This window comes from Bacillus sp. FSL K6-3176 (genome assembly GCF_038003325.1).
In the GTDB taxonomy this organism is placed as follows: Bacteria; Bacillota; Bacilli; order Bacillales; family Bacillaceae; genus Bacillus; species Bacillus altitudinis.
In genome coordinates this window covers 994,150-1,014,252 of record NZ_JBBOOX010000001.1, presented here as the reverse complement: position 1 = coordinate 1,014,252, position 20,103 = coordinate 994,150, and the positions used below count along the sequence as shown (strand labels likewise).

16 protein-coding genes and 1 pseudogene are annotated in these 20,103 nt (G+C 40.8%); 8 read left to right on the top strand and 9 right to left on the bottom strand.

The features are described from left to right. Nucleotides 1–290: 290 nt before the first annotated feature. Nucleotides 291–1,397, bottom strand: coding sequence for an alanine racemase (locus MHB38_RS05155; protein WP_080995747.1), 1,107 nt, complete (start codon nt 1,395–1,397; stop codon nt 291–293). A gap of 143 nt (nt 1,398–1,540) precedes the next feature. Further along, on the bottom strand, nt 1,541–2,119 hold the full coding sequence (locus MHB38_RS05150; RefSeq protein WP_017366958.1) for a competence protein ComK: 579 nt from the start codon (nt 2,117–2,119) through the stop codon (nt 1,541–1,543). 289 nt (nt 2,120–2,408) lie between these two features. Here MHB38_RS05150 and MHB38_RS05145 point away from each other — a divergent pair, with 289 nt between their 5' ends. After that, nucleotides 2,409–2,645, top strand: a complete 237-nt coding sequence (locus MHB38_RS05145; RefSeq protein WP_008348804.1) for an IDEAL domain-containing protein — start codon at nt 2,409–2,411, stop codon at nt 2,643–2,645. A gap of 58 nt (nt 2,646–2,703) precedes the next feature. Here the strand turns inward: MHB38_RS05145 and MHB38_RS05140 are convergent, their stop codons facing one another. Continuing rightward, nucleotides 2,704–3,564: an SDR family oxidoreductase gene (locus MHB38_RS05140; protein WP_046343106.1), complete on the bottom strand. Its 861-nt coding sequence runs from the start codon at nt 3,562–3,564 to the stop codon at nt 2,704–2,706. Between the two features lie 142 nt (nt 3,565–3,706). On the opposite strand from MHB38_RS05140, the gene MHB38_RS05135 reads away from it, so the two are divergent. The 4 genes and pseudogenes from MHB38_RS05135 to MHB38_RS05120 all read left to right on the top strand — a co-directional run bounded on the left by MHB38_RS05135 (nt 3,707) and on the right by MHB38_RS05120 (nt 8,804). Beyond that, nucleotides 3,707–5,239, top strand: coding sequence for an FAD-dependent oxidoreductase (locus MHB38_RS05135; protein ID WP_341002645.1), 1,533 nt, complete (start codon nt 3,707–3,709; stop codon nt 5,237–5,239). 79 nt (nt 5,240–5,318) lie between these two features. Further along, nucleotides 5,319–6,626, top strand: a pseudogene (locus tag MHB38_RS05130) (globin-coupled sensor protein); the annotation flags it as partial. Between the two features lie 61 nt (nt 6,627–6,687). Next, nucleotides 6,688–7,272, top strand: coding sequence for a histidine phosphatase family protein (locus MHB38_RS05125; RefSeq protein ID WP_144716554.1), 585 nt, complete (start codon nt 6,688–6,690; stop codon nt 7,270–7,272). Between the two features lie 386 nt (nt 7,273–7,658). After that, entirely contained in the window at nt 7,659–8,804 is a 1,146-nt protein-coding gene (locus tag MHB38_RS05120; protein WP_008348814.1) for a serine alkaline protease SapB, read from the top strand. A 46-nt stretch (nt 8,805–8,850) separates the two neighbouring features. Here the strand turns inward: MHB38_RS05120 and MHB38_RS05115 are convergent, their stop codons facing one another. Beyond that, nucleotides 8,851–10,134: a M48 family metallopeptidase gene (locus MHB38_RS05115; RefSeq protein ID WP_025207046.1), complete on the bottom strand. Its 1,284-nt coding sequence runs from the start codon at nt 10,132–10,134 to the stop codon at nt 8,851–8,853. 177 nt (nt 10,135–10,311) lie between these two features. Between MHB38_RS05115 and MHB38_RS05110 the strand changes: the two genes are divergently transcribed. Beyond that, entirely contained in the window at nt 10,312–10,728 is a 417-nt protein-coding gene (locus tag MHB38_RS05110; RefSeq protein WP_052320801.1) for a hypothetical protein, read from the top strand. 210 nt (nt 10,729–10,938) lie between these two features. Here the strand turns inward: MHB38_RS05110 and MHB38_RS05105 are convergent, their stop codons facing one another. The 3 genes from MHB38_RS05105 to MHB38_RS05095 form a co-directional block, all read right to left on the bottom strand. Then, a complete protein-coding gene (locus MHB38_RS05105) occupies nt 10,939–12,492 on the bottom strand; it encodes a fatty acid--CoA ligase family protein (RefSeq protein ID WP_025207044.1) in 1,554 nt (517 codons plus the stop codon). A 172-nt stretch (nt 12,493–12,664) separates the two neighbouring features. Then, complete coding sequence (locus MHB38_RS05100; protein ID WP_008348846.1) at nt 12,665–13,654, bottom strand: lipoate--protein ligase; 990 nt, start codon at nt 13,652–13,654, stop codon at nt 12,665–12,667. Between the two features lie 2 nt (nt 13,655–13,656). Beyond that, entirely contained in the window at nt 13,657–14,400 is a 744-nt protein-coding gene (locus MHB38_RS05095; protein ID WP_029575465.1) for an MBL fold metallo-hydrolase, read from the bottom strand. A gap of 155 nt (nt 14,401–14,555) precedes the next feature. Here MHB38_RS05095 and yhfH point away from each other — a divergent pair, with 155 nt between their 5' ends. Together yhfH and MHB38_RS05085 are read left to right on the top strand one after the other, a co-directional pair. After that, nucleotides 14,556–14,693 carry a protein YhfH gene (gene yhfH / locus MHB38_RS05090; protein WP_206116117.1) on the top strand — a complete coding sequence of 46 codons (138 nt, stop codon included), beginning with the start codon at nt 14,556–14,558 and terminating at the stop codon, nt 14,691–14,693. Between the two features lie 339 nt (nt 14,694–15,032). Further along, nucleotides 15,033–16,322 (top strand): cation:dicarboxylate symporter family transporter, encoded by a 1,290-nt coding sequence (locus MHB38_RS05085; protein WP_008348850.1) that lies wholly within the window; start codon nt 15,033–15,035, stop codon nt 16,320–16,322. 32 nt (nt 16,323–16,354) lie between these two features. Here the strand turns inward: MHB38_RS05085 and MHB38_RS05080 are convergent, their stop codons facing one another. Both MHB38_RS05080 and MHB38_RS05075 read right to left on the bottom strand, forming a co-directional pair. After that, the gene (locus MHB38_RS05080; RefSeq protein ID WP_052321050.1) at nt 16,355–17,404 is read right to left on the bottom strand and encodes a M42 family metallopeptidase; all 1,050 of its coding nucleotides are present in this window, start codon (nt 17,402–17,404) and stop codon (nt 16,355–16,357) included. 348 nt (nt 17,405–17,752) lie between these two features. Then, nucleotides 17,753–20,062 (bottom strand): YhgE/Pip domain-containing protein, encoded by a 2,310-nt coding sequence (locus MHB38_RS05075; RefSeq protein ID WP_341002637.1) that lies wholly within the window; start codon nt 20,060–20,062, stop codon nt 17,753–17,755. Nucleotides 20,063–20,103: the final 41 nt, after the last annotated feature.

Below are 20,103 nucleotides of genomic sequence, written 5' to 3'. Positions count from 1 at the left end.
ATTTCTCTTTCCCATTTGTTCATATCGGTCAAATATGATCAACTTTTACCTCATACGAACACCTTGCAAGAAATGACTTATTTTTATTGTAACAGACCGCATGTATCACTTCTGTGATTTATGCGGAAATGAATGAAAATCCTTCTAATGGTTCACATTTCCCTGCCATTTCATGATGATACAGTCAATAGACGACGAGAAAGGCACATTTGGTTTCAATCTAATTCATCTTCGCCATTTTTTCTCCAATAAAAAAGACCCCTTTCGGCGCCTTTTATGATCCTACCCATTTATTGCAGCTTTCCTTTACAAGCAATCTCCAGCTCTTCTACCACCTTGCCATCTTGAATGAGGTATGCTTTTTCATGAAGATTCACAGCAGGACAGATGTGATTCGGAATAATTTGCACCTTCTCACCGATCTGTACACTTTGACGAAAGCCTTCATGATAGATAATGGCATGCTCGTCAAATACGCTTGAAACAAATACATCATCATATTCTTTCACTTTGCCTAAACCCTCTGTTTTCGTCAGCCCTTTTGTACGTGTTTGTGCCGTCAGCCCCTTGGCCCCTACATCTGTAATCACCCGGCGCTCTGTCGGTTTACTAATGACCGTCGTCAGCACAGATGCTGCACAATGTGAATATGTGCCGATTACATTGGACTGGGAAGCATCCATCAAGATGTATGTGCCTGGCCGTATTTCTGTGACTCCTTTTGGAATATCAAATTGAAATAAAAATGGCGGTGTTGATCCAATACTGACGACCTCTAGCGGCATACCAGCTTCTTCTGCAATGTGCGCAAAACGGAGCGTTCGATTTACAGCCTCATTGTATAATGTCTGGCAATGTGCTTTACTTTCGGCTTGATACGTATGACCATCATGAGAAAAAATCCCCTTTAAATGAACGGCATCACTTGTTTGAATCGCCTCTAATATGTGGCAGAAATCATGTTCTTCAATGACACCAGACCTTCCCTCTCCAACCTCTATCTCAATTAAAACCTCCGCTTTTTTCTCTGATTCACAAAAGACTTGCTCAATCTGCTTCACATGCTCAACACAATCTATACCGAATGAAATCTGTATCAACTCTGCCAGTTTACGAATCCGCTTGAGTTTAATCTCACCTACAATTTGATTGGCGATAAAAATATCCTTGAGCCCATGGGCTGCCATTACTTCAGCCTCTCCTACTTTCGCCACCGTAATGCCAGATGCACCTTTCTCTTCCTGCAGCTTGGCAAGTGCAGGCGCTTTATGAGTTTTCGTATGAGGGCGCAATTTGACATGCTGACGGTCTGCGTATTGCTGCATCGCCACTACATTCTCCATCATCACCCTTTTATCAATGAGTAGTGCCGGCGTATCCAGTTCTTCATACATCATCCCCATGACCCCTTTCGTTATATAAAAAATTATATGATATAGATAAATTATATATTTTTTTATACGATAATCAATGGTTTTTTCTGCAAAAAAGTGATGACGATGAGTAAGCAGTCCAGCGGCTGTCTGCCGCTGGTCTCTCACTAATAACGATTACGAAGTTCTCTTAAGATAAAATCATACACAAGGTTGAGCTGCTGTTCCTTTGGATACAGCATAAATTCTTGTTTCTTAGGAAGACCTCCATCAAGTCGATCTTGAAATTTCGTTCGGAGGTACGCTGTTCGGTGTACCTGACTCTCAAATGACTTATATGAGACATCTAGTTTGACCGATTGCTCATTTGTAAAAGTAACAACCGTGTCTCCGAGGGATGATTCCTGAAAGATATGAATGTATTTGTGGGAGATCCATCCGCATTGAGGGCGGTTGGATGAATAGGTTGGGAAGAAATACAGATGATTGGATGAGTCAATCACGATGGGAGGCTTGTGGGAAATACCTGTTACTTCATATGTTCCCGCTTTTCTGCCTGCATAGCTTGAGCCAAAGAACCTGCAACTGCGTTCTATAATTTGCAGCGGCTTTAATTCAACGTAAAAGCTTGTCTCTCTTTCGATCACTTTTGAATATACTCGTTTTCCTTCTTCAACCGGAAGGACCGCCATTGTTGTTTGATTAATGACGTATGAATCTAATGGTGTTTCACTAATTCCTGACACTTCATTTCCTCCTGTGTTAATTTTTGGTTATTTTAGATACTATTAATCTATCACCAACGTATAAGAAACGACAGGATTTTTTCAATATTTATTTAAAATCATCTTTTTATCATATTTTTTAGTACATTCGATCTATCTAAAAGCCATTTTTAAAGAAATATCGTATCTTGTCGACTGGACAAGGGGTGTCGATATGGCTCAAAAATAAATTGTCTAAAAATTATAAATTCTTGTTGATTTTTTCTCCGCCAATCCATATACTATAAAAAAGGCATCGGGGGGATTCTTTATGAAAGAGAAAAAAACGTATGCTGAGCTCATGAAGTCCCGCAACACCCAAAAAACCGAAGAGAATGGCGTTACTATTTTAGACATTTATATTCAAATGGTTTTAGATGAGGCGCTTTATAAACAGCGCTTAACCTTCCTTAGAGAAGAGATTGACAAGGCTCTAGATCAGCGTGATGAAAAGCGTTTTAATGACCTGTCAGCTCAATATGCAGAACATTGCTTACATCAATCATGATGATTTTACTTGCGGCAGAGAGACAGAAACTTGTCTCTTTACCGCAAGTTTTTTGTTTTTATCCATTTAATATGGTTCCGCCATTCACATGAATCATTTGTCCATTCATATAAGAAGAGTCTTCGCTCGCTAAAAATAAATAACTCGGCGCTAACTCTACTGGTTCACCAGGCCGCTCCATTGGGACATCTCCACCAAATTCAGACACTTCCTTTTCCGTAAATGTGGATGGAATCAGCGGTGTCCAAATCGGTCCAGGCGCTACCCCATTTACCCGAATCCCTTGTTTGATAAGAGATAGAGATAATGATCTTGTAAACGTTACAACCGCCCCTTTTGTCGATGAATAATCAATTAAGGTTTCATGACCTTTATAAGCAGTGACCGATGCTGTATTAATAATACTGCTTCCTTTCTTTAAATGAGGGAGCACCGCTTTTGTTAAATAGAACATGGCAAATATATTCGTTTGAAATGTCCGAAGAAGCTGGTGAGAAGTAATCTGTTCAATGCTTTTTTGCGGATGCTGTTCACCTGCGTTGTTGACCAAAATATCAATCGAACCGAAAGCATCTTTTGTTTGTTTCACGACCTCGTGTGAAAAAGCTTCATCCCCTAGGTCACCTGCTATTAAAATGACGCGTCCTCCCATCTTTTCAATATAGTCCTTCGTTTCTTCCGCATCACGATGTTCATTCAAATAAACAATTGCTACATTGGCTCCTTCTTTCGCAAATAAGACAGATACTGCTCTTCCAATCCCGCTGTCTCCACCTGTGACAATCGCCGTTTTCCCTGTCAGCTTTTTGCCTTGCACCTCTCGATCAAAGATAGGTCTAGGGTTCATTTTATATTCAAGTCCTGGACGTTCGTTCTGATGCTGAGGCGGTAACGTTTTCTTTGGCTGCTTTGTTGACACGTCAGTCCACTCCTTCCTTTTTATCTCGTTTATTTTTATGTGTTGCTCATTTTTTTATGTATTTCGCTCTTGTTTCCATTAAAATGTATGATTTTCAGCATCGTGGAAAAATTATACACAACAAGTGACTGGAGGCGACAACATGGAACAAGAACATAAAGGATCGGAACAAGCAAAGTCGTTATGGCTAGCTGATAGTGAGAAGCCCTCTTTTCCTACTGTCAGCGAAGATCTTACAGCAGATGTCATCATTGTCGGTGCCGGTATTACCGGTATCGCTACTGCATTTGAAATGACAGAACGCGGACTGAATGTCATCATCATAGATGCTGATCAAGTATTGCAAGGAACCACCGGACATACGACAGCGAAAATTACCTCCCAGCATGATGTGTACTATCATGAGCTGATTCAGCATATAGGTATGCCGAAAGCCCGTTTATATGTAGAAGCAAATGAAAAAGCAAAGGAACTCATCCAAGCACGTGTGAAAGAGTATGACATTGATTGTCATCTTGAGGTAAAAGATGCTTACCTTTATGCAACAGAAGAAAACGGCGTCAAAAAGTTAAAGAAGGAATTAGATGCGTACAAACAGCTCGGTATCGATCGCGAATGGAAAACAGAGCTCCCGTTTGATGCTGGCATCAAGGCAGCCCTCGCCATGACGCAGCAGGCACAATTTCATCCTCTTCATTATCTTCATGCACTGATCGATCAGCTCATTGACCGAGGCGTGCGCATATTTGAACAGACAACGGCAGTCGATGTAAAAGAAGGAAAACACCCTGCTGTCATCACAAAAAGTGGCCATCATCTGATGGGGCGCTCTATCATTTCATGCTCACACTTTCCTTTTTACGATGGCAAAGGACTGTATTTCACGCGAATCCATCCTGAGCAATCTTATGTCGTCGCAGCCAAAACAAAAAAACCGCTTCCAGACGGCATGTACTTAGGAATTGATCAGCCTGCCCATTCATTAAGAACAGCAAAATTCCATGGAGAAGACGTCGTGCTCATCGGTGGACAAGGCCATAAAACCGGACAAGGCGGAGATGAATCCGCACACTATGAAGCACTAGAAAAGTTTGGTAAAGCGACCCTTGGCATAACGGAAGTCCTTTACCGCTGGTCCACGCATGATATGGTCACAATGGATCAAATCCCATACATTGGCCGCCTGACATCACATCATTCGAATATTTTTGTGGCAACAGGCTTTAGAAAATGGGGCATGACCACTAGCCACGTAGCAGCAACACTGATCGGAGATTTGATCGAAGGAAAATCGAATCCTTACGAATCCATCTTTACTCCATCAAGACTCGTGTCAGACGCATTCGTAAAAGACTTTATCAAAGAAAACACCAATGTTGCAGCGAAGCTGATCAGCGGTAAATTAAAGCGAGCTGATCAAACAATTGATGATTTAAAACCGGGTGAAGGCGGGATTGTGTCTTATGAGCATAAAAAATGTGGCGCTTTTAAGTCAGAGGACGGCGATATCTTTCTTGTCGATACAACCTGTACTCATTTAGGCTGTGAAGTCGCGTGGAATAATAGTGACCGCACGTGGGACTGTCCTTGTCACGGGTCTCGTTTCTCCATTACGGGAGAAGTAGTAGAAGGTCCGGCGAAAAAACCACTAAAAAGGTCATATAAAGAACAGTAAAATTTCACTGTTTCCCCTTTAAAAAATCCAATATTATCCGATAAAAAACATAAAGTCTGATATTTGTGATGATCATGGGGGGACAAACACATTGTTATTTAAAAAAGAGAGTAAAAAGAAAAACACTGCTTTTTTCACACAGCAGGATGATGGGATAAAACGAATCAATTTTCCGGAGAATACGGACATTGCCAAACAAATTAAAATGATTGATTTGACGCAGCAAGACCTTTTTATCTTGAAACAGCTGAATCCAATCGTTCAAGATGAAATTGAACATATCGTCGATAAATTTTATAAAAACCTAGAAGTCGAGTCTTCCTTGATGCACATCATTCAAGATAACAGCTCAGTCGAGCGTCTAAAGAAAACACTACGCATTCATATTAGTGAAATGTTTGCCGGTGTGATTGACGAATCTTATGTGGCCAAAAGAATTAAAATTGCACAAGTTCATTTAAGAATTGGACTTCAACCTAAATGGTATATGGCAGCCTTCCAAGACCTATTGCTATCCATAATGGATTTATTTGCCCAGCATATCCAAGATTTCAAAGAATATCAGACGGCAGTGAAGGCGACGACGAAAATTTTAAATCTAGAGCAACAGCTTGTCCTAGATACGTTCCAAAATGAATACTCTAAAGTTCGTGATGAAGCAGAACTACAGCAAAAAGAGCTTCATACAAAAATTACAGAAACATCTAATTCACTTGCTTCTCTCTTCTCAAACACAACAAATGCAGTGGACAAACTTGTATCAAAATCTGATGAGATGGCGGATATGTCACAGGCTGGCACAAAGATTTCAGCACAAGTTGAAGAGAAATCAATTGGCGGTAAAAAAGAGTTAGAAATTCAGCAGACGCAAATGAACCAAATTGACGGCAGTATGACAAAGATTGAAACAGAAATTAAACGCTTAGAAGAAATTGCAAAACAAATTGAACAAATTTTTGGGATCGTCACAGGTATTGCGGAGCAAACGAATTTACTATCTTTAAACGCTTCAATCGAATCAGCTCGAGCAGGTGAACATGGCAAAGGCTTTGCTGTCGTTGCAAACGAGGTTCGCAAATTATCAGAGGATACAAAGAAAACGGTTTCAACTGTATCTGAGCTCGTCAACAACACAAATTCACAAATCGCCATTGTGTCACAGCATATTGCTGATGTGAATTTACTTGTGACAGACAGTAAAGAAAAAATGACCCAAATCAACTCGCTATTCGATGATATCGTCAGCAGCATGAACTTAAGCAAAAACCAAAACGGAAAAATTGAAATAGATTTGCAAACATTCCTAAACGAATTGAAAGAAGTCAAACAAACAGTGTCCCAAGTGGCAAGTTCGGTCGAGTCCTTAACGAGTCTGACAAATCACTGATCCAGTCATTCTTCTTCTGTTTTAGTATAATAGAAGAAAAGATAGAAAAGGCGGGATTTGATTGACAGCAATTTGCCTAGTCAGACACGGAGAAACCGATTGGAATGCAGCAAAACGAATTCAAGGACGAACAGATATCCCTTTAAATGACACTGGTAAATGGCAAGCGGAACAAACCGGTCTTTACTTAAAAGATGCCCACTGGGATGTTGTCATTTCCAGTCCGCTATCAAGGGCAAAAGAAACAGCTCATTTGATTTTACAGCATGTACATGCACCTCTCGTGATCATGGACGATTTTATTGAACGTGACTATGGCGACGCTGAAGGCATGTCATTTGAGGAACGTCAGAAACTGTTTCCAAATAAACAGTATCCAAATATGGAACCACTATCGGCACTTCAAGATCGAATGCTAGAAGGTATCGAAAAAGTGAGAGCATCCTACCCAGATCAACGGGTACTAATCGTAGCACACGGTGCTGCCATCCATGCCTTACTCACCTCACTAGCTGACGAACAGATGGGTATTCAGGACACTAGACTTGTCAATGCCTGCTTAAATTATGTGGAATGGACAGATGGTGAATGGAAGGTGAACGATTACAACGTGGTCAGCCATTTAACACAATCTGCCCCTTCTTAAAGAACCTGTTTTCATAACAGGTTCTTTTTCATGTCAAAAATAATGATAAAATAATATTTTTTTATATCGAAATTCGAAATAGATGATAGCCTTTTCTACCTATTTTATGGCATTTCGGGTATCGAATGTTTATCCTCAAATGGATCATGAGAAAAAAAGCACGATTCCTTTTTAATAGAAAACCGTTGGAAATACAGAATAAACATATTTTACCATCATTTCCAAGCGACTTAATTCCCTATTTTTCGCTAGGACTTCCACAAAAATTCGGGTCTACTCTTATTTGCCTATCTCTATTAAACTGAAAATACAGAATAATCAAACGGATCATTCTAATAGACTACGGATGATTATTCTGAAATAAGAAAAAGGGATGTGGAATGTGCGTGAAAAAGAAAAATGTGATGACAAGTGTTTTATTGGCTGTCCCTCTTCTGTTTTCAGCAGGGTTTGGAGGCTCGATGGCAAATGCCGAGACTGCCTCAAAGTCAGAAAGTGAAAAAAGCTATATCGTTGGCTTTAAAGCTTCTGCCACCACAAACAGCTCTAAGAAACAAGCAGTGACACAAAATGGTGGGAAATTAGAAAAACAATACCGCCTCATTAATGCTGCACAAGTGAAGATGTCTGAACAAGCCGCAAAAAAACTTGAACACGACCCTAGCATTGCTTATGTAGAAGAAGACCACAAAGCAGAAGCATATGCACAAACCGTCCCTTATGGTATCCCTCAAATCAAAGCTCCAGCCGTACACGCTCAAGGTTATAAAGGTGCTAACGTCAAAGTAGCTGTCCTTGATACTGGTATCCACGCCGCACACCCTGACTTAAATGTTGCAGGCGGTGCTAGCTTCGTCCCTTCAGAGCCAAATGCCACACAAGACTTTCAATCACACGGAACTCACGTAGCCGGAACCATTGCTGCCCTTGATAACACGATTGGTGTTCTTGGGGTTGCGCCAAGCGCCTCCTTGTATGCCGTTAAAGTGTTAGATCGTTACGGCGATGGACAATACAGCTGGATTATCAGTGGTATTGAATGGGCTGTTGCCAATAACATGGATGTCATCAATATGAGCTTAGGCGGACCAAACGGCTCCACAGCGCTTAAAAATGCTGTAGACACAGCGAATAATCGCGGAGTAGTTGTCGTTGCCGCAGCAGGGAATTCAGGTTCCACTGGCTCTACTAGCACCGTAGGCTATCCTGCAAAATACGACTCTACGATTGCTGTTGCCAACGTGAACAGCAACAATGTCAGAAACTCATCTTCTAGCGCAGGTCCTGAATTAGATGTTTCTGCACCTGGTACATCGATTTTAAGTACAGTACCAAGCAGTGGATATACATCTTATACGGGAACATCAATGGCATCTCCTCATGTAGCAGGAGCAGCAGCGCTTATCCTTTCTAAGTATCCGAATCTATCAACGTCTCAGGTTCGTCAGCGCTTAGAAAATACGGCAACACCGCTTGGTAATTCGTTCTATTATGGAAAAGGATTAATTAACGTTCAAGCGGCTTCTAACTAAAATAAGTGTGACAAAAAAATCCGGCGAACTGAGCCGGATTTTTTATTTATTGCTTTTTCGATGTTTCCTCTTTTTTTGCGGCTTTTTCCATATCGAAGATTCTCTCCATCATCGTCGGGTGTCCATAGCGGAAGATTTTCACTAAAAGTGGCGGATTGACTTGGGAAAGCCCTGATTTTGCAAGCTTTTGAAATGACGTCACCCCCGCCTCTCCATCTTTCGTCAAGTTCACGGCGTATTCATCAGCTGCACGTTCTTGATGCCTTGACACAGCATTTGTAAAAGGAGAAGCAACAAATGACAGCATAGATACAATGATCAACAGAAGCGGAAGAGCAGCAACGTCATGTGGTGCCTTCAGACGAAATGGAGAAGCGCCTTTTTGGTAAAGGTAAAAATAAAGACGGTCAATGGCAAAAAATCCAACCAGAGACAGCACTAAATATCCTGCTAAACCGATATACACATGCTTCATCACGTAATGTCCCATCTCATGCGCCATGATAAATAAGATTTCACGGTCTTTCAGCTTTTGAAGTGTCGTATCCCACAAAACAATACGCTTATTTTCACCAATTCCTGTGACGTAAGCATTCATCGTGTTTGTTTTCTCTGACATGTTGACTTCATATACATGATCTGCTGGAATGTGTGCTTTCTCTGCAAGAGTTAATATCTTTTTCTCAAGCGCTTGATCCTTCAATGGGTAAAAATCATTGTAGAGTGGATCAATAACGACCGGCTGTATAAAGAAGAGAAATAGAGTAACTGGAACGGTTAAACACCAAGCATACAGCCACCAATACTTCCTTTTCTTTTGAATGAGCCAAAAGAACACAATCGCGCATAGAACAAGCAGTGGATATTGAATCCAAAAATCAAGCGTTTGGTCTTTTAGCCAACTTGCCGTGCTTTGTGCTGAAACACCGTAGTTCAAGGACAACTGGTAGCTCACCCACTTGACCGGCAATGTGATCAGCATCGTCAAAAATGACAGCACAAACACATACACAAGTTTGCTCAAAAGGTCAAAACGAGCTGCTGCCAAGCTCCAATCTGCTAATTTCCTTGAAAACCCTGAAATGAGCAAAAGGAAAAAGACATACCAATCTAAAGGAATTGTCATAAAGTACAACAGGTTACGAATGTTCGAGTAATTTCCACTGATCAAAAGCTCATGGCTTGTCATAAATGTATGCGGGTCTGCACTTGTCCCTTTCACACTGTCAGGGACAGATGAATCCCCCATTAGAAATAAGTAAGAATAAATAAAAAGACCGTACAATATGTATGCTACCGTTGCAAGAGCTACCCATTTGCGTACTCGCACTGGTCAGCCTCCTTTCCATTTCTCTCTCTATTGTAATCACGCACGTTTTTGTTTAGAACCTGTCTCATGTGGCTCCATCATAGCATGCCCTATCTGAAAAAGCTTGAGTGAAAAAAATGATTATGCTGTTCAAAAATCGGAGAAACTAACCATAAAAAAGTGAGTTGGAGGTTCATCATGAAGAAAATCCTTGCAGGAATTGTGATCTTTGGGCTTTTACTGATTACCTTCTTTTATGTGTTCAGCCGGACAAGTGACATCTTCGATGAAAATCGAGCAGAGAAATTATTGCTTTCACCGACGAACCAGTCTATTTCTTATGAAATAGATGATAAAGATACAACTGAGGATCTAATTGAACAATTAAACAAAGGGAAACAAACAAGCAGCCATCTCAAAAAGAATGTAAAGAAGCCAGATTATATCGCCAAGGTCATGTTCGGACAGACAAATGGCACTTCTTTTCAGCTATGGACCAACCGCTCTCAAGTTGTTTTTTTAGTAGACGGCACCTATTATGAATTAAATCAAAAACAGTCAAATTCCTTTCGAAAACAGGTACAAGAAGCGATTCAAAAAGGAGACTCTTCATAGGAGACTCCCCAGCGTGTAGACAAACCCTCGCATTCTTTGTCAGTCCTGCGTGCTGGTGCTCACGAATGTGAAATTCGCTCCGCGCCAGTACTCGTCCTTCCTAAACTTCAAAGGTTTTCTATCACACTGAAAAGAAGACAAAGGGCTAAAATAAACAACATTTTAGCCCTTTGTCAACAATCTGAGGAGCCTCTTCAAGAGGCTCCCTTTTTATTTACTTGTTTCTGCTTGGTACTTGTCTTTTAGCGCTCTTCTTAAAATTTTACCAGTCGTGTTTTTTGGAATATCATCAATGAAATGGATCGTTTGGGGCTGCTTATATTTCGCCAAATAGCGTGAACAATGTGTGATGATGTCTTCTTGATTGATGTGAGCATGTTTCTTAGGGGAAATGTAACAGACAACAGCCTCTCCTGTGTTTGGATCTGGCACACCGATGACAACGGCTTCTGCTACAGCTTCATGTTGATAAAGCACTTCTTCTACTTCTCTTGGATAGACATTATACCCACCAACGAGAATCATATCCTTTTTTCGATCGACGATATAAATATATCCGTCTTCATCTCTTCTCGCCAAATCTCCTGTGTACAGCCAGCCGTCTTTCAGGGCCGCCTCTGTGTCTTCTGGCATTTGATAATAGCCTTTCATAATGTTTGGCCCTTTTGCGATGAGTTCTCCGACTTCGTTTGGTCCAACTTCCTCTCCAAGTTCATTCACAATCTTATTTTTCACATTCATAATATCAGTGCCGACCGAGCCTGGTTTTCTTTTTCCATCAAGGGGATTGAATGCCGTCACTGGGGAAGCCTCTGATAATCCGTAACCCTCTAGCACCGTGACACCGAACTTTTCTTCAAAACCGTGAAGTAAAGCAACAGGCATGGACGCACCGCCTGATATACAAATCCTCACCGACTTCATCGCTTCCTCATGACCGTCCTGGCGGTATAAATAGTTATACATGGTTGGAACACCAACAAATAGCGTTGGTTTTTCTTTCTCCATCATTCGTAAAAGCTCTGATGGGCTGAAATGCGGCAGGACATAGATGGTCGCTCCATGAATCAAGGGGGCATTCATACAGACGGTCAAACAAAACACATGGAACATCGGCAAAGCAGCAATCACCTTGTCCTTCTCATCAATTGACAGGTACTCCGCAATGTCTCTTGCATTTGAATAAAGGTTAACATGAGTGAGCATTGCCCCTTTTGGTTTTCCTGTTGTGCCAGATGTAAATAAAATAACGGCCGTATCGTCAGGTTGTATGGCAGGATGCTCAGCTTCTGGTGCATCTCCAGACACAAGCTTTCCGAAGAAAACAAGACGATCAGATACTTCTTTTAAACTTGACCTGCACGCAGATTCATTTTGAGCACAAATAATGACTCGTTCAATCGCTGGAAGCTGTTCATACACCTGCTCGTATATCGGCAGAAGCTGATCCGGTGCAACAATCCCTTTTACATCACCAGTGACCAGCATGTAGCCGATTTCACTTGGCGTATATGTTGGATTGACAGGTACAACAACAAGCCCTGCCTTTAATGCACCAAAAAATGAAATCACAAAATGCGGTGAATTTCCTAAAATCAGCGCGATATGATCTCCCGCTTGAAACCCTTCGCTCACTAAACCATCTGCGAAACGTTCGATACTTGTCATCAGTTCTTGATAGGTCCACTTGTTCCCTTCAAAGATCAGTGCGACGTTCTCTCCCTTGGTCATCGCAGTCTGCTCAAGATTTTTGATCAAATCCATTCTCCCACCCCTTATACTTCATCAATGAATGAATAGCCATTCATTTTATGACCAAACATTCCTCCTTTCTATTATAATAGACAATCGAAAAAATTCACAAGATCAAATGTAAACCGCTTTCATCTCTTTCATTAGAAAAAGCACCGCTATCTCTAGCCGTGCTTGTCCTTGCTTAATAAATCAAATCCAGAAAATCTTCTTTTGATACGTTACCAAAATAATGGCGCATATCCATGTCTTCTAATACATCACTAATGGTTTTGCGATCATATTGCTGCCCAATGAGTCGTTTCTCAATATCAGCAATATCCCCTACACCGAAGAAGTCACCAAAAATTTTGCAGTCTTGAATGATGCCTTTTTTCACTTCTAATCGAAGATCAATCGATCCAGCTGGAAAACGCTTAGAGTGCTGCAAGTTAAACTTAGGTGAACGGCCGTAGTTCCATTCCCATTTTTGGTATCGATCACGAGAAATCTCATGAATCTTCTCCCAATCCTTTTCTGTCAGCTGATACTCAGGCACGTCTCCGTTCGTGTCAAAAATATAGCTTAAAAGAATTTTTCTAAATTCTTCTGTTGTCATCTTTTGATCCATCAGTTCACTAATATTCGCAACCCTGCTTCTAATGGATTTGATGCCTTTTGATTCGATCTTTTCTTTCTTCACATTTAATGCCGAGACAACATGTTCGATTTCTGAATCAAATAATAGGGTGCCGTGACTGAAGATACGTCCTCGTGTAGCAAATTGAGCATTCCCCGAAATTTTACGCCCATCTGCCATGATGTCATTTCTGCCGCTTAATTCCGCTTTGACGCCAAGCTTTTCAAGCGCTTTGATGACTGGCTCGGTGAATTTTTTAAAGTTATGAAAGCTGTCCCCATCGTCTTTTGTAATAAAACTGAAGTTCAAGTTTCCTTTGTCATGGTAAACTGCACCACCGCCAGATAACCTGCGAACGACTTTGATGCCATTGTCTTCCACATATTTTGTGTTGATTTCTTCTATTGTATTTTGGTTCTTTCCAATAATAATAGACGGCTGGTTGATGTAAAACAGCAAATACGTTTCTTCTGGATCTAAATATTTTAAGCAATACTCTTCAATTGCTAAATTAATCATTGGATCATAATGTTGCTCGTTATCGATAAACAGCATCTCTATCTTCCTTCCTTGTTCCATCTAAGCCCTGAATGGGCAAGCTGTATATTGCCAGTATATAACGCCTGTGCTTCATTGACTAGGTCTTTATGCCGACCGAAATGAGGCAGATGGGTGATGATGAGCTCCCCAACATTTGCTTCACTGGCCAGCTTCCCTACTTCAGTACTGTTCATATGTCCTGCACCCGATCCGTCTTGTCCGGCGTAAAAGTTGCTTTCGGCAATAAGTAAGTCTGCATCCTTGCTAAAAGGGATAAATGCATCTTGATAGCTGGAGTCGGCTGTATACACCACCACAGCCTCATGTGCCTGAATTCTCATCGCATAGCATTCTGCCGGATGAACCGTTTTCAAAAAATCAATTTGAAATGGTCCGATTTGAATGCCCTCTTCTGGGTGATAAGGTTTTGTCTTTGTATGTACATCATCAGAGAGCCGCTGAAATGCTGCTTGATCCCCGGTATGTCCGTAGATCGTCAGCGGACCACTGCTTTTTCCTAAATGATAACCCACTAGCTTCGCATATTGGAGAGGTCCGATATCTGCAATATGATCGTGATGATAATGAGAAAGGAGTACAGCATCTAGTTCTTCTATATCAATGTATTGCTGAAGCTTTGACAGAACTCCGCTCCCGCAGTCGACAAGCAGACGAAAACCATCTGATTCAAAAAGATAACCTGATGTGGCTTCACCAGCTGCTGGAAATCCTCCGTAGCAGCCAATCACGGTTAATTTCATCGTCATATTTCCTCCTTTTCAAAAAATCCCCTTCTTACAATATACCCATTTTTCATAAAAAAAGCATTCTTCTTGCCTATTGTTACAAAACAGATTGACAATTATAAATCTGTTATAATACAATGATAGCAATAAAACGTATTGGAGGATGACAAATGCTAGGAAAAATCACTGAGTTTTTTAGAAATTTGCCTTCAAAAAAATGCATAAAATGTGGAAATGATTTAATGGAACAGCACGAGTGTTACGGTAATGAATGTGAGGAATGCTCACAAGTAAGTTATCTTAAATAAGGAAATAAATAGAATAAAAAAGCACTTTTTTCCTCCTTCGTCAGTTGGAGTCAAAAGTGCTTTTTATTTTTTCTGAAAAATAGGTAAAAAGGTAAAACCCTTGGTACAGAAGGGTTTTTTAGTATTTTCATATGATGACTTTTAGTTCGGAAGGCACTTTTTATTGACTTAAAACAACGAAGGGGGTTCGAAGTGTCCATTTTTTCAAATAATTTTGTATTTTCTTAATATAATTTAATCGTGGACGAACCTCTTTAATTTTAGTTATACTTTAATTCATATATTAAAACTTAATATAATGGGAATATTCCTTTAATGAATATGTTAGGGAGGAAATCTATGAAAAAATTAAAATTTGGATTAGCAACTCAAATCCTAATCGGTCTTATTCTCGGTGTCGTGGTTGGTGCGATCTTTTTCGGTAACCCTGGTGTTGAGACATATTTAAAACCAATTGGAGACTTCTTCTTACGACTCATTAAGATGATTGTCATTCCGATTGTCGTATCTAGCTTAATTTTAGGTGTTGCAGGTGCGGGTGATGGTAAAAAAGTAGGGAAGCTTGGTTTTAGAACCATTCTTTATTTTGAAATTATCACAACGTTTGCGATCATCCTTGGTCTTGTGCTTGCGAACTTTGTTCAACCAGGTGCAGGCGTTGACTTTGGACATACAGAAAAACAGGATATTAGCCAGTATGTTGAAACGGAAAAAGAACAAAGCAGTAAATCAGTTGCTGATACGTTCCTTCATATCGTTCCGACGAACTTCTTCCAATCATTGGCGGAAGGTGATTTGCTTGCGATTATTTTCTTCACTGTATTATTCGCACTTGGCGTTTCAGCGATTGGTGAACGCGGCAAACCAGTGCTCGCCTTCTTTGAAGGTGTGTCACATGCGATGTTCCATGTCGTCAATGTTGTGATGAAAGCTGCACCATTTGGTGTGTTCGCACTCATTGGTGTGACAGTATCAAAATTTGGTCTTGAATCTCTCGTTTCATTAGGTAAGCTCGTAGGTCTTGTTTATTTTGCGCTCGCTCTCTTCCTTATCGTTGTATTCGGAATTATTGGAAAGATGATTGGCGTCAATATTTTCAGATTTCTTGCTTACATGAAAGACGAAATGCTTCTCGCCTTTAGTACATCCAGCTCTGAAACAGTTTTACCGAGAGTCATGGATAAAATGGAGCGCATCGGGTGTCCAAAAGGAATTGTTTCTTTTGTTATCCCAATTGGTTATACGTTTAATCTGGACGGCTCCGTCTTGTATCAAGCCATTGCGGCGCTTTTCTTAGCGCAGGTATATGGCATTGACCTCACGATCGTACAGCAGCTCACACTAATCCTTGTATTGATGGTGACATCAAAAGGAATGGCTGCCGTTCCTGGTACATCCTTTGTTGTATTACTTGCAACACTTGGAACGATCGGTGTTCCTGCTGAAGGTCTAGCCTTTATTGCAGGTGTTGATCGTATCATGGATATGGCAAGAACCGTTGTCAACTTAACTGGTAATGCACTTGCAGCTGTCGTGATGTCTAAATGGGAAGGGCAATATGACCCTGAAAAAGGACACCGCGTGATGACTGGACAAGATGTACCTGAGCCAACACAACTTTCAAGCTAATCAAAAAGAACCCCGCGATCGGGGTTCTTTTTTTATACTGTGATTAATTTGCTTTGAACATAGTGGTACAGAAGATTGGCTGTATGAATCAATGAGTCTTCATGGGTTCTTTCAAAGGCATGCGAAGAGTCAATGCCAGGTCCAATCAGTCCATGAATGATATCATGCCCTGCTCGAATCGCTGCTGACGCATCTGAACCATAATAAGGGTATATATCAAGGCGGTAATCGATCTTATTTGCCTCAGCTAATGCTGCTAAATGTTTGCGCAGACCATAGTGATAAGGACCGCTAGAATCCTTCACACATATTGACACACTGTATTCATCGGTTGATTGACCGTCACCGATAGCTCCCATATCAACAGCCAAATATTCCACCGTTTCTTTCGGGATATTCGAGTTCCCACCGTATCCGATTTCTTCATTATTTGAAATTAAGAAATGTGTCGTATGCGGCAATGTGATGTTCTCTGTTTGAATGCGGTGAATCAATCTCAGCAACAACGCCACACTTGCCTTATCATCAAGGTGTCTTGATTTAATAAAACCTGAAGATGTCACTTCCACTCTAGGATCAAATGAGATAAAGTCTCCTACTTGAATGCCAAGTGCTTGCACATCGTCTGCATTTTTCACTTTCTCATCTAAGCGAATCTCCATATTTTCTTGATTTCGCTTCGCTTTTCCAGCATCCTCATATACGTGAACGGACGTTTGATGCATCAGAATGGTACCTGTGTATGTACGGCCTGTTACTGTTTCAATTTCACAATACTCGCCTTCTATCGAGTTATATTGAAAGCCTCCAATGAGTGCAAGACGCAGCCGGCCATTTGATTTAATTTCTTTGACCATCGCACCGAGCGTATCGACATGTGCTGTCAGCATGCGGTGTTCCTTGTCATCTGTTCCTTTTAGGGTGGCAATTAATCCACCTTTTCGATTTCGCTTCGTTTCAATATTTAAATCTTGTAAAAAACGTTCGACAAAGCCAATCACTTTCTCAGTATTTCCTGATGGACTTGGGATCGACACAAGCTTTTGAATAAGCTGAACCGTTTCATTTACTTCCGTTGTCATTCGGCATATCCTCCTTCATCTAAAAGAAATTCTTTCCAAGCATGCCTTTTTTCAGCATCCTTCTTAAAATATATCGCTTCGGGTTCCTGATGTCTAATTTCTAATCAAAAAAACCTTTCTCATGGAAGAGAAAGGTTTCAGATTGTTGACAAAGGGCTAAAATGAACTTGATTTTAGCCCTTTGTCTTCTTTTCAGCGTGATAGAAAACCTTTGCATGCTAGGAAGGACGAGCATCGGGGCGGAGCGAATTTAACATTCGTGAGCACCGAAGCGCAGGACTGACACCGCATGCGAGGGTTTGTCTACACGCTGAAAACCTTTCTCATGGAAGAGAAAGGTTTTTTTGATTATGCTTCTTCTTGTTTCATTTTTCTTATGTTCCAAGCAAAGTATGCTGTTGTTGCAGCCATCATGATGATGGCTACTGTTCCAAGAATCGCTGCTTGGTGCCATAAATAACTGTTATCACCGCTTGCAATGATCGTTCTAAATCCGTTGATGGTATACGTCATTGGAAGCAGACTGTGAATGACTTGGAAGAATTTTGGTACAAGCTCAAGCGGGAATGTACCCGCACTTGCTGCAAGCTGAAGAACCAAGATAATGACGGCAATGAAGCGTCCTGGATTCCCCATCGTCGTCGCAAGAAGCTGAATGATCGCTAGGAATGTCAGACTGACGATGATTGCAAAGAGATAGAAGCGCCAGAGGCTTTCCACTTCAAGTCCAAGTCCAAAGATCAGCATGGAGCTTGCAATCACTGCCTGCAAGATACCGACTAAGAGAAGCACACTATATTTGCTGACAAACCATTCAAACGCATTTCTAGGGCGTCCAGCAGGATCTTTCATTGGGAATACAACAGTTAGCATAAGAGCTCCAACAAAGAGTCCCATTGATAAAATATATGGTGTGAGCCCTGTTCCATAGTTATCAATTTTTTTCGCTGTATCATTCTCTGTTTTGACTGGGCTTGCAATCATATTGTAATTGTCCTGCCTCGCATCAATCTCTCCTGTTTCATCTGCAGCGCTTTTTAGCTTATCAGAAAGCTTTCCAGTTCCACTTTTTAATTCACCTAATCCTTTATCAAGGGATTTTGACCCTTCAGCCAGTTTAGATGAGTTGCTTTGGATACTCGCTGATCCACTTTCTAGTTTATTCAATGTTGCACTAAGCTGGCTTGATCCGTTTGCCAGTTTATCCGCACCACTTTTCGCTGTATCAAGCTTTCCATTTGCTGTTTGCAGGCCATCTTGTAATTTCCCTTGACCCGTTTGAAGCTTCAGTGCACCTTGATACAATTTATTCGTACCGGATGTCATTTGATCAATCGCATTTTGTATGGCGACTGTTGATGTATACAGCTGTTCTGTTTTCTCTGGCAGCTGCTTGACTTGCTGTAGCTGTGCTTTTGCAGATGCAACCGCAGACTGAACTTCACTTGCGTCAGGCAGTTCCTGCAGCGCCGCTAAACTTTGCTCAAGCCCAGACAAATCAGGCAGTTCGATTGTAGGAAGACTGTCTAGTTGATCCATTGCCGCCTTTTTCTCTTCATCTGTCATCGAGCTGTTTTGAATAATACTTTTTACTTTTGCATCTCGATTAGATAATGCTTCTTTTAAAGAAGCAAGTTTGGTACTAAACGTTTTTGCATCTTTTTTCACCTGATCAATCTTAGGCGCCATCTTTTCAAGATTCGCTAATTCAGGTGAAGACAATACTTTCTCCACAGCAGCGATTTTTTCTGAAAATGACTGTGCTTTATTGTTCAGCTGCTCAATGCCTGCTGTGAATTGCGGCATTTTAGAAGAAAGCCGCTCATGTCCTTCACGGCTTGTGTTTAACCCTTCGGTCAATGTATCAATTCCTGTGCCAAGTTCACCAAATTTCTGATCAATCGTTTGATAGCCTGTTAAGAGCTGACCAAGACCGCTATCAAGAGATTGAATTCCAGTGTTCAGTTCACCCATTTTTCCTGCAAACTGATGAACACCTTCGCTATACGTTAACGTTCCTTCTGCCAATTTCGCCAAATTGTCTTTTAACTTTTGGCTACCGTCTTTTGCGCTTTTTGTTCCGTCATCAATTTTCTTCGCTCCATCGCTTGCTTGATCTAATCCTTTTGCAATCGTTTTGAAGTTATCAAAGATGACCTCTGCATAATTTTCTGTGACTTCCTTTGAAACCGAATCTTTTAATTTGATAATGGCGTTATTCGCAATTTGAGACGCAGCATAGTTTGCGCCTGGATTCGTATAATATTTCAGATTCGATTTTTTCGGATGTTTGTCTAGTACTGTACTCGCATTTTTCGAGAAATCTTTCGGAATCTCGACGACGAGATAATAGTCTTCGTTATTTAACCCATTGATGGCCTTTTCTTCACTATCAACAAAATGCCATTTAAAACTATCGTTTTTCTTCAATTCCTTCACTAAATCATCGCCCACTTGAAGGGTTTTGCCGTCATAATGACTGCCTTCATCCAAGTTGACAACCGCTACAGGTAATTGATCAACTGTACCATATGGATCCCAGTAAGCTTTTAAAAATACACCACTATAAATCAGTGGAATAAATAAGACAGCTAAAATCGGGATCAGTAGTTTTTTGCTCGTCACAATGTCTTTCCATTGATTCCGAATTACATTCATTGCTGTTTTCCTCCCATTGATGAATGACTAAATTAAGAATT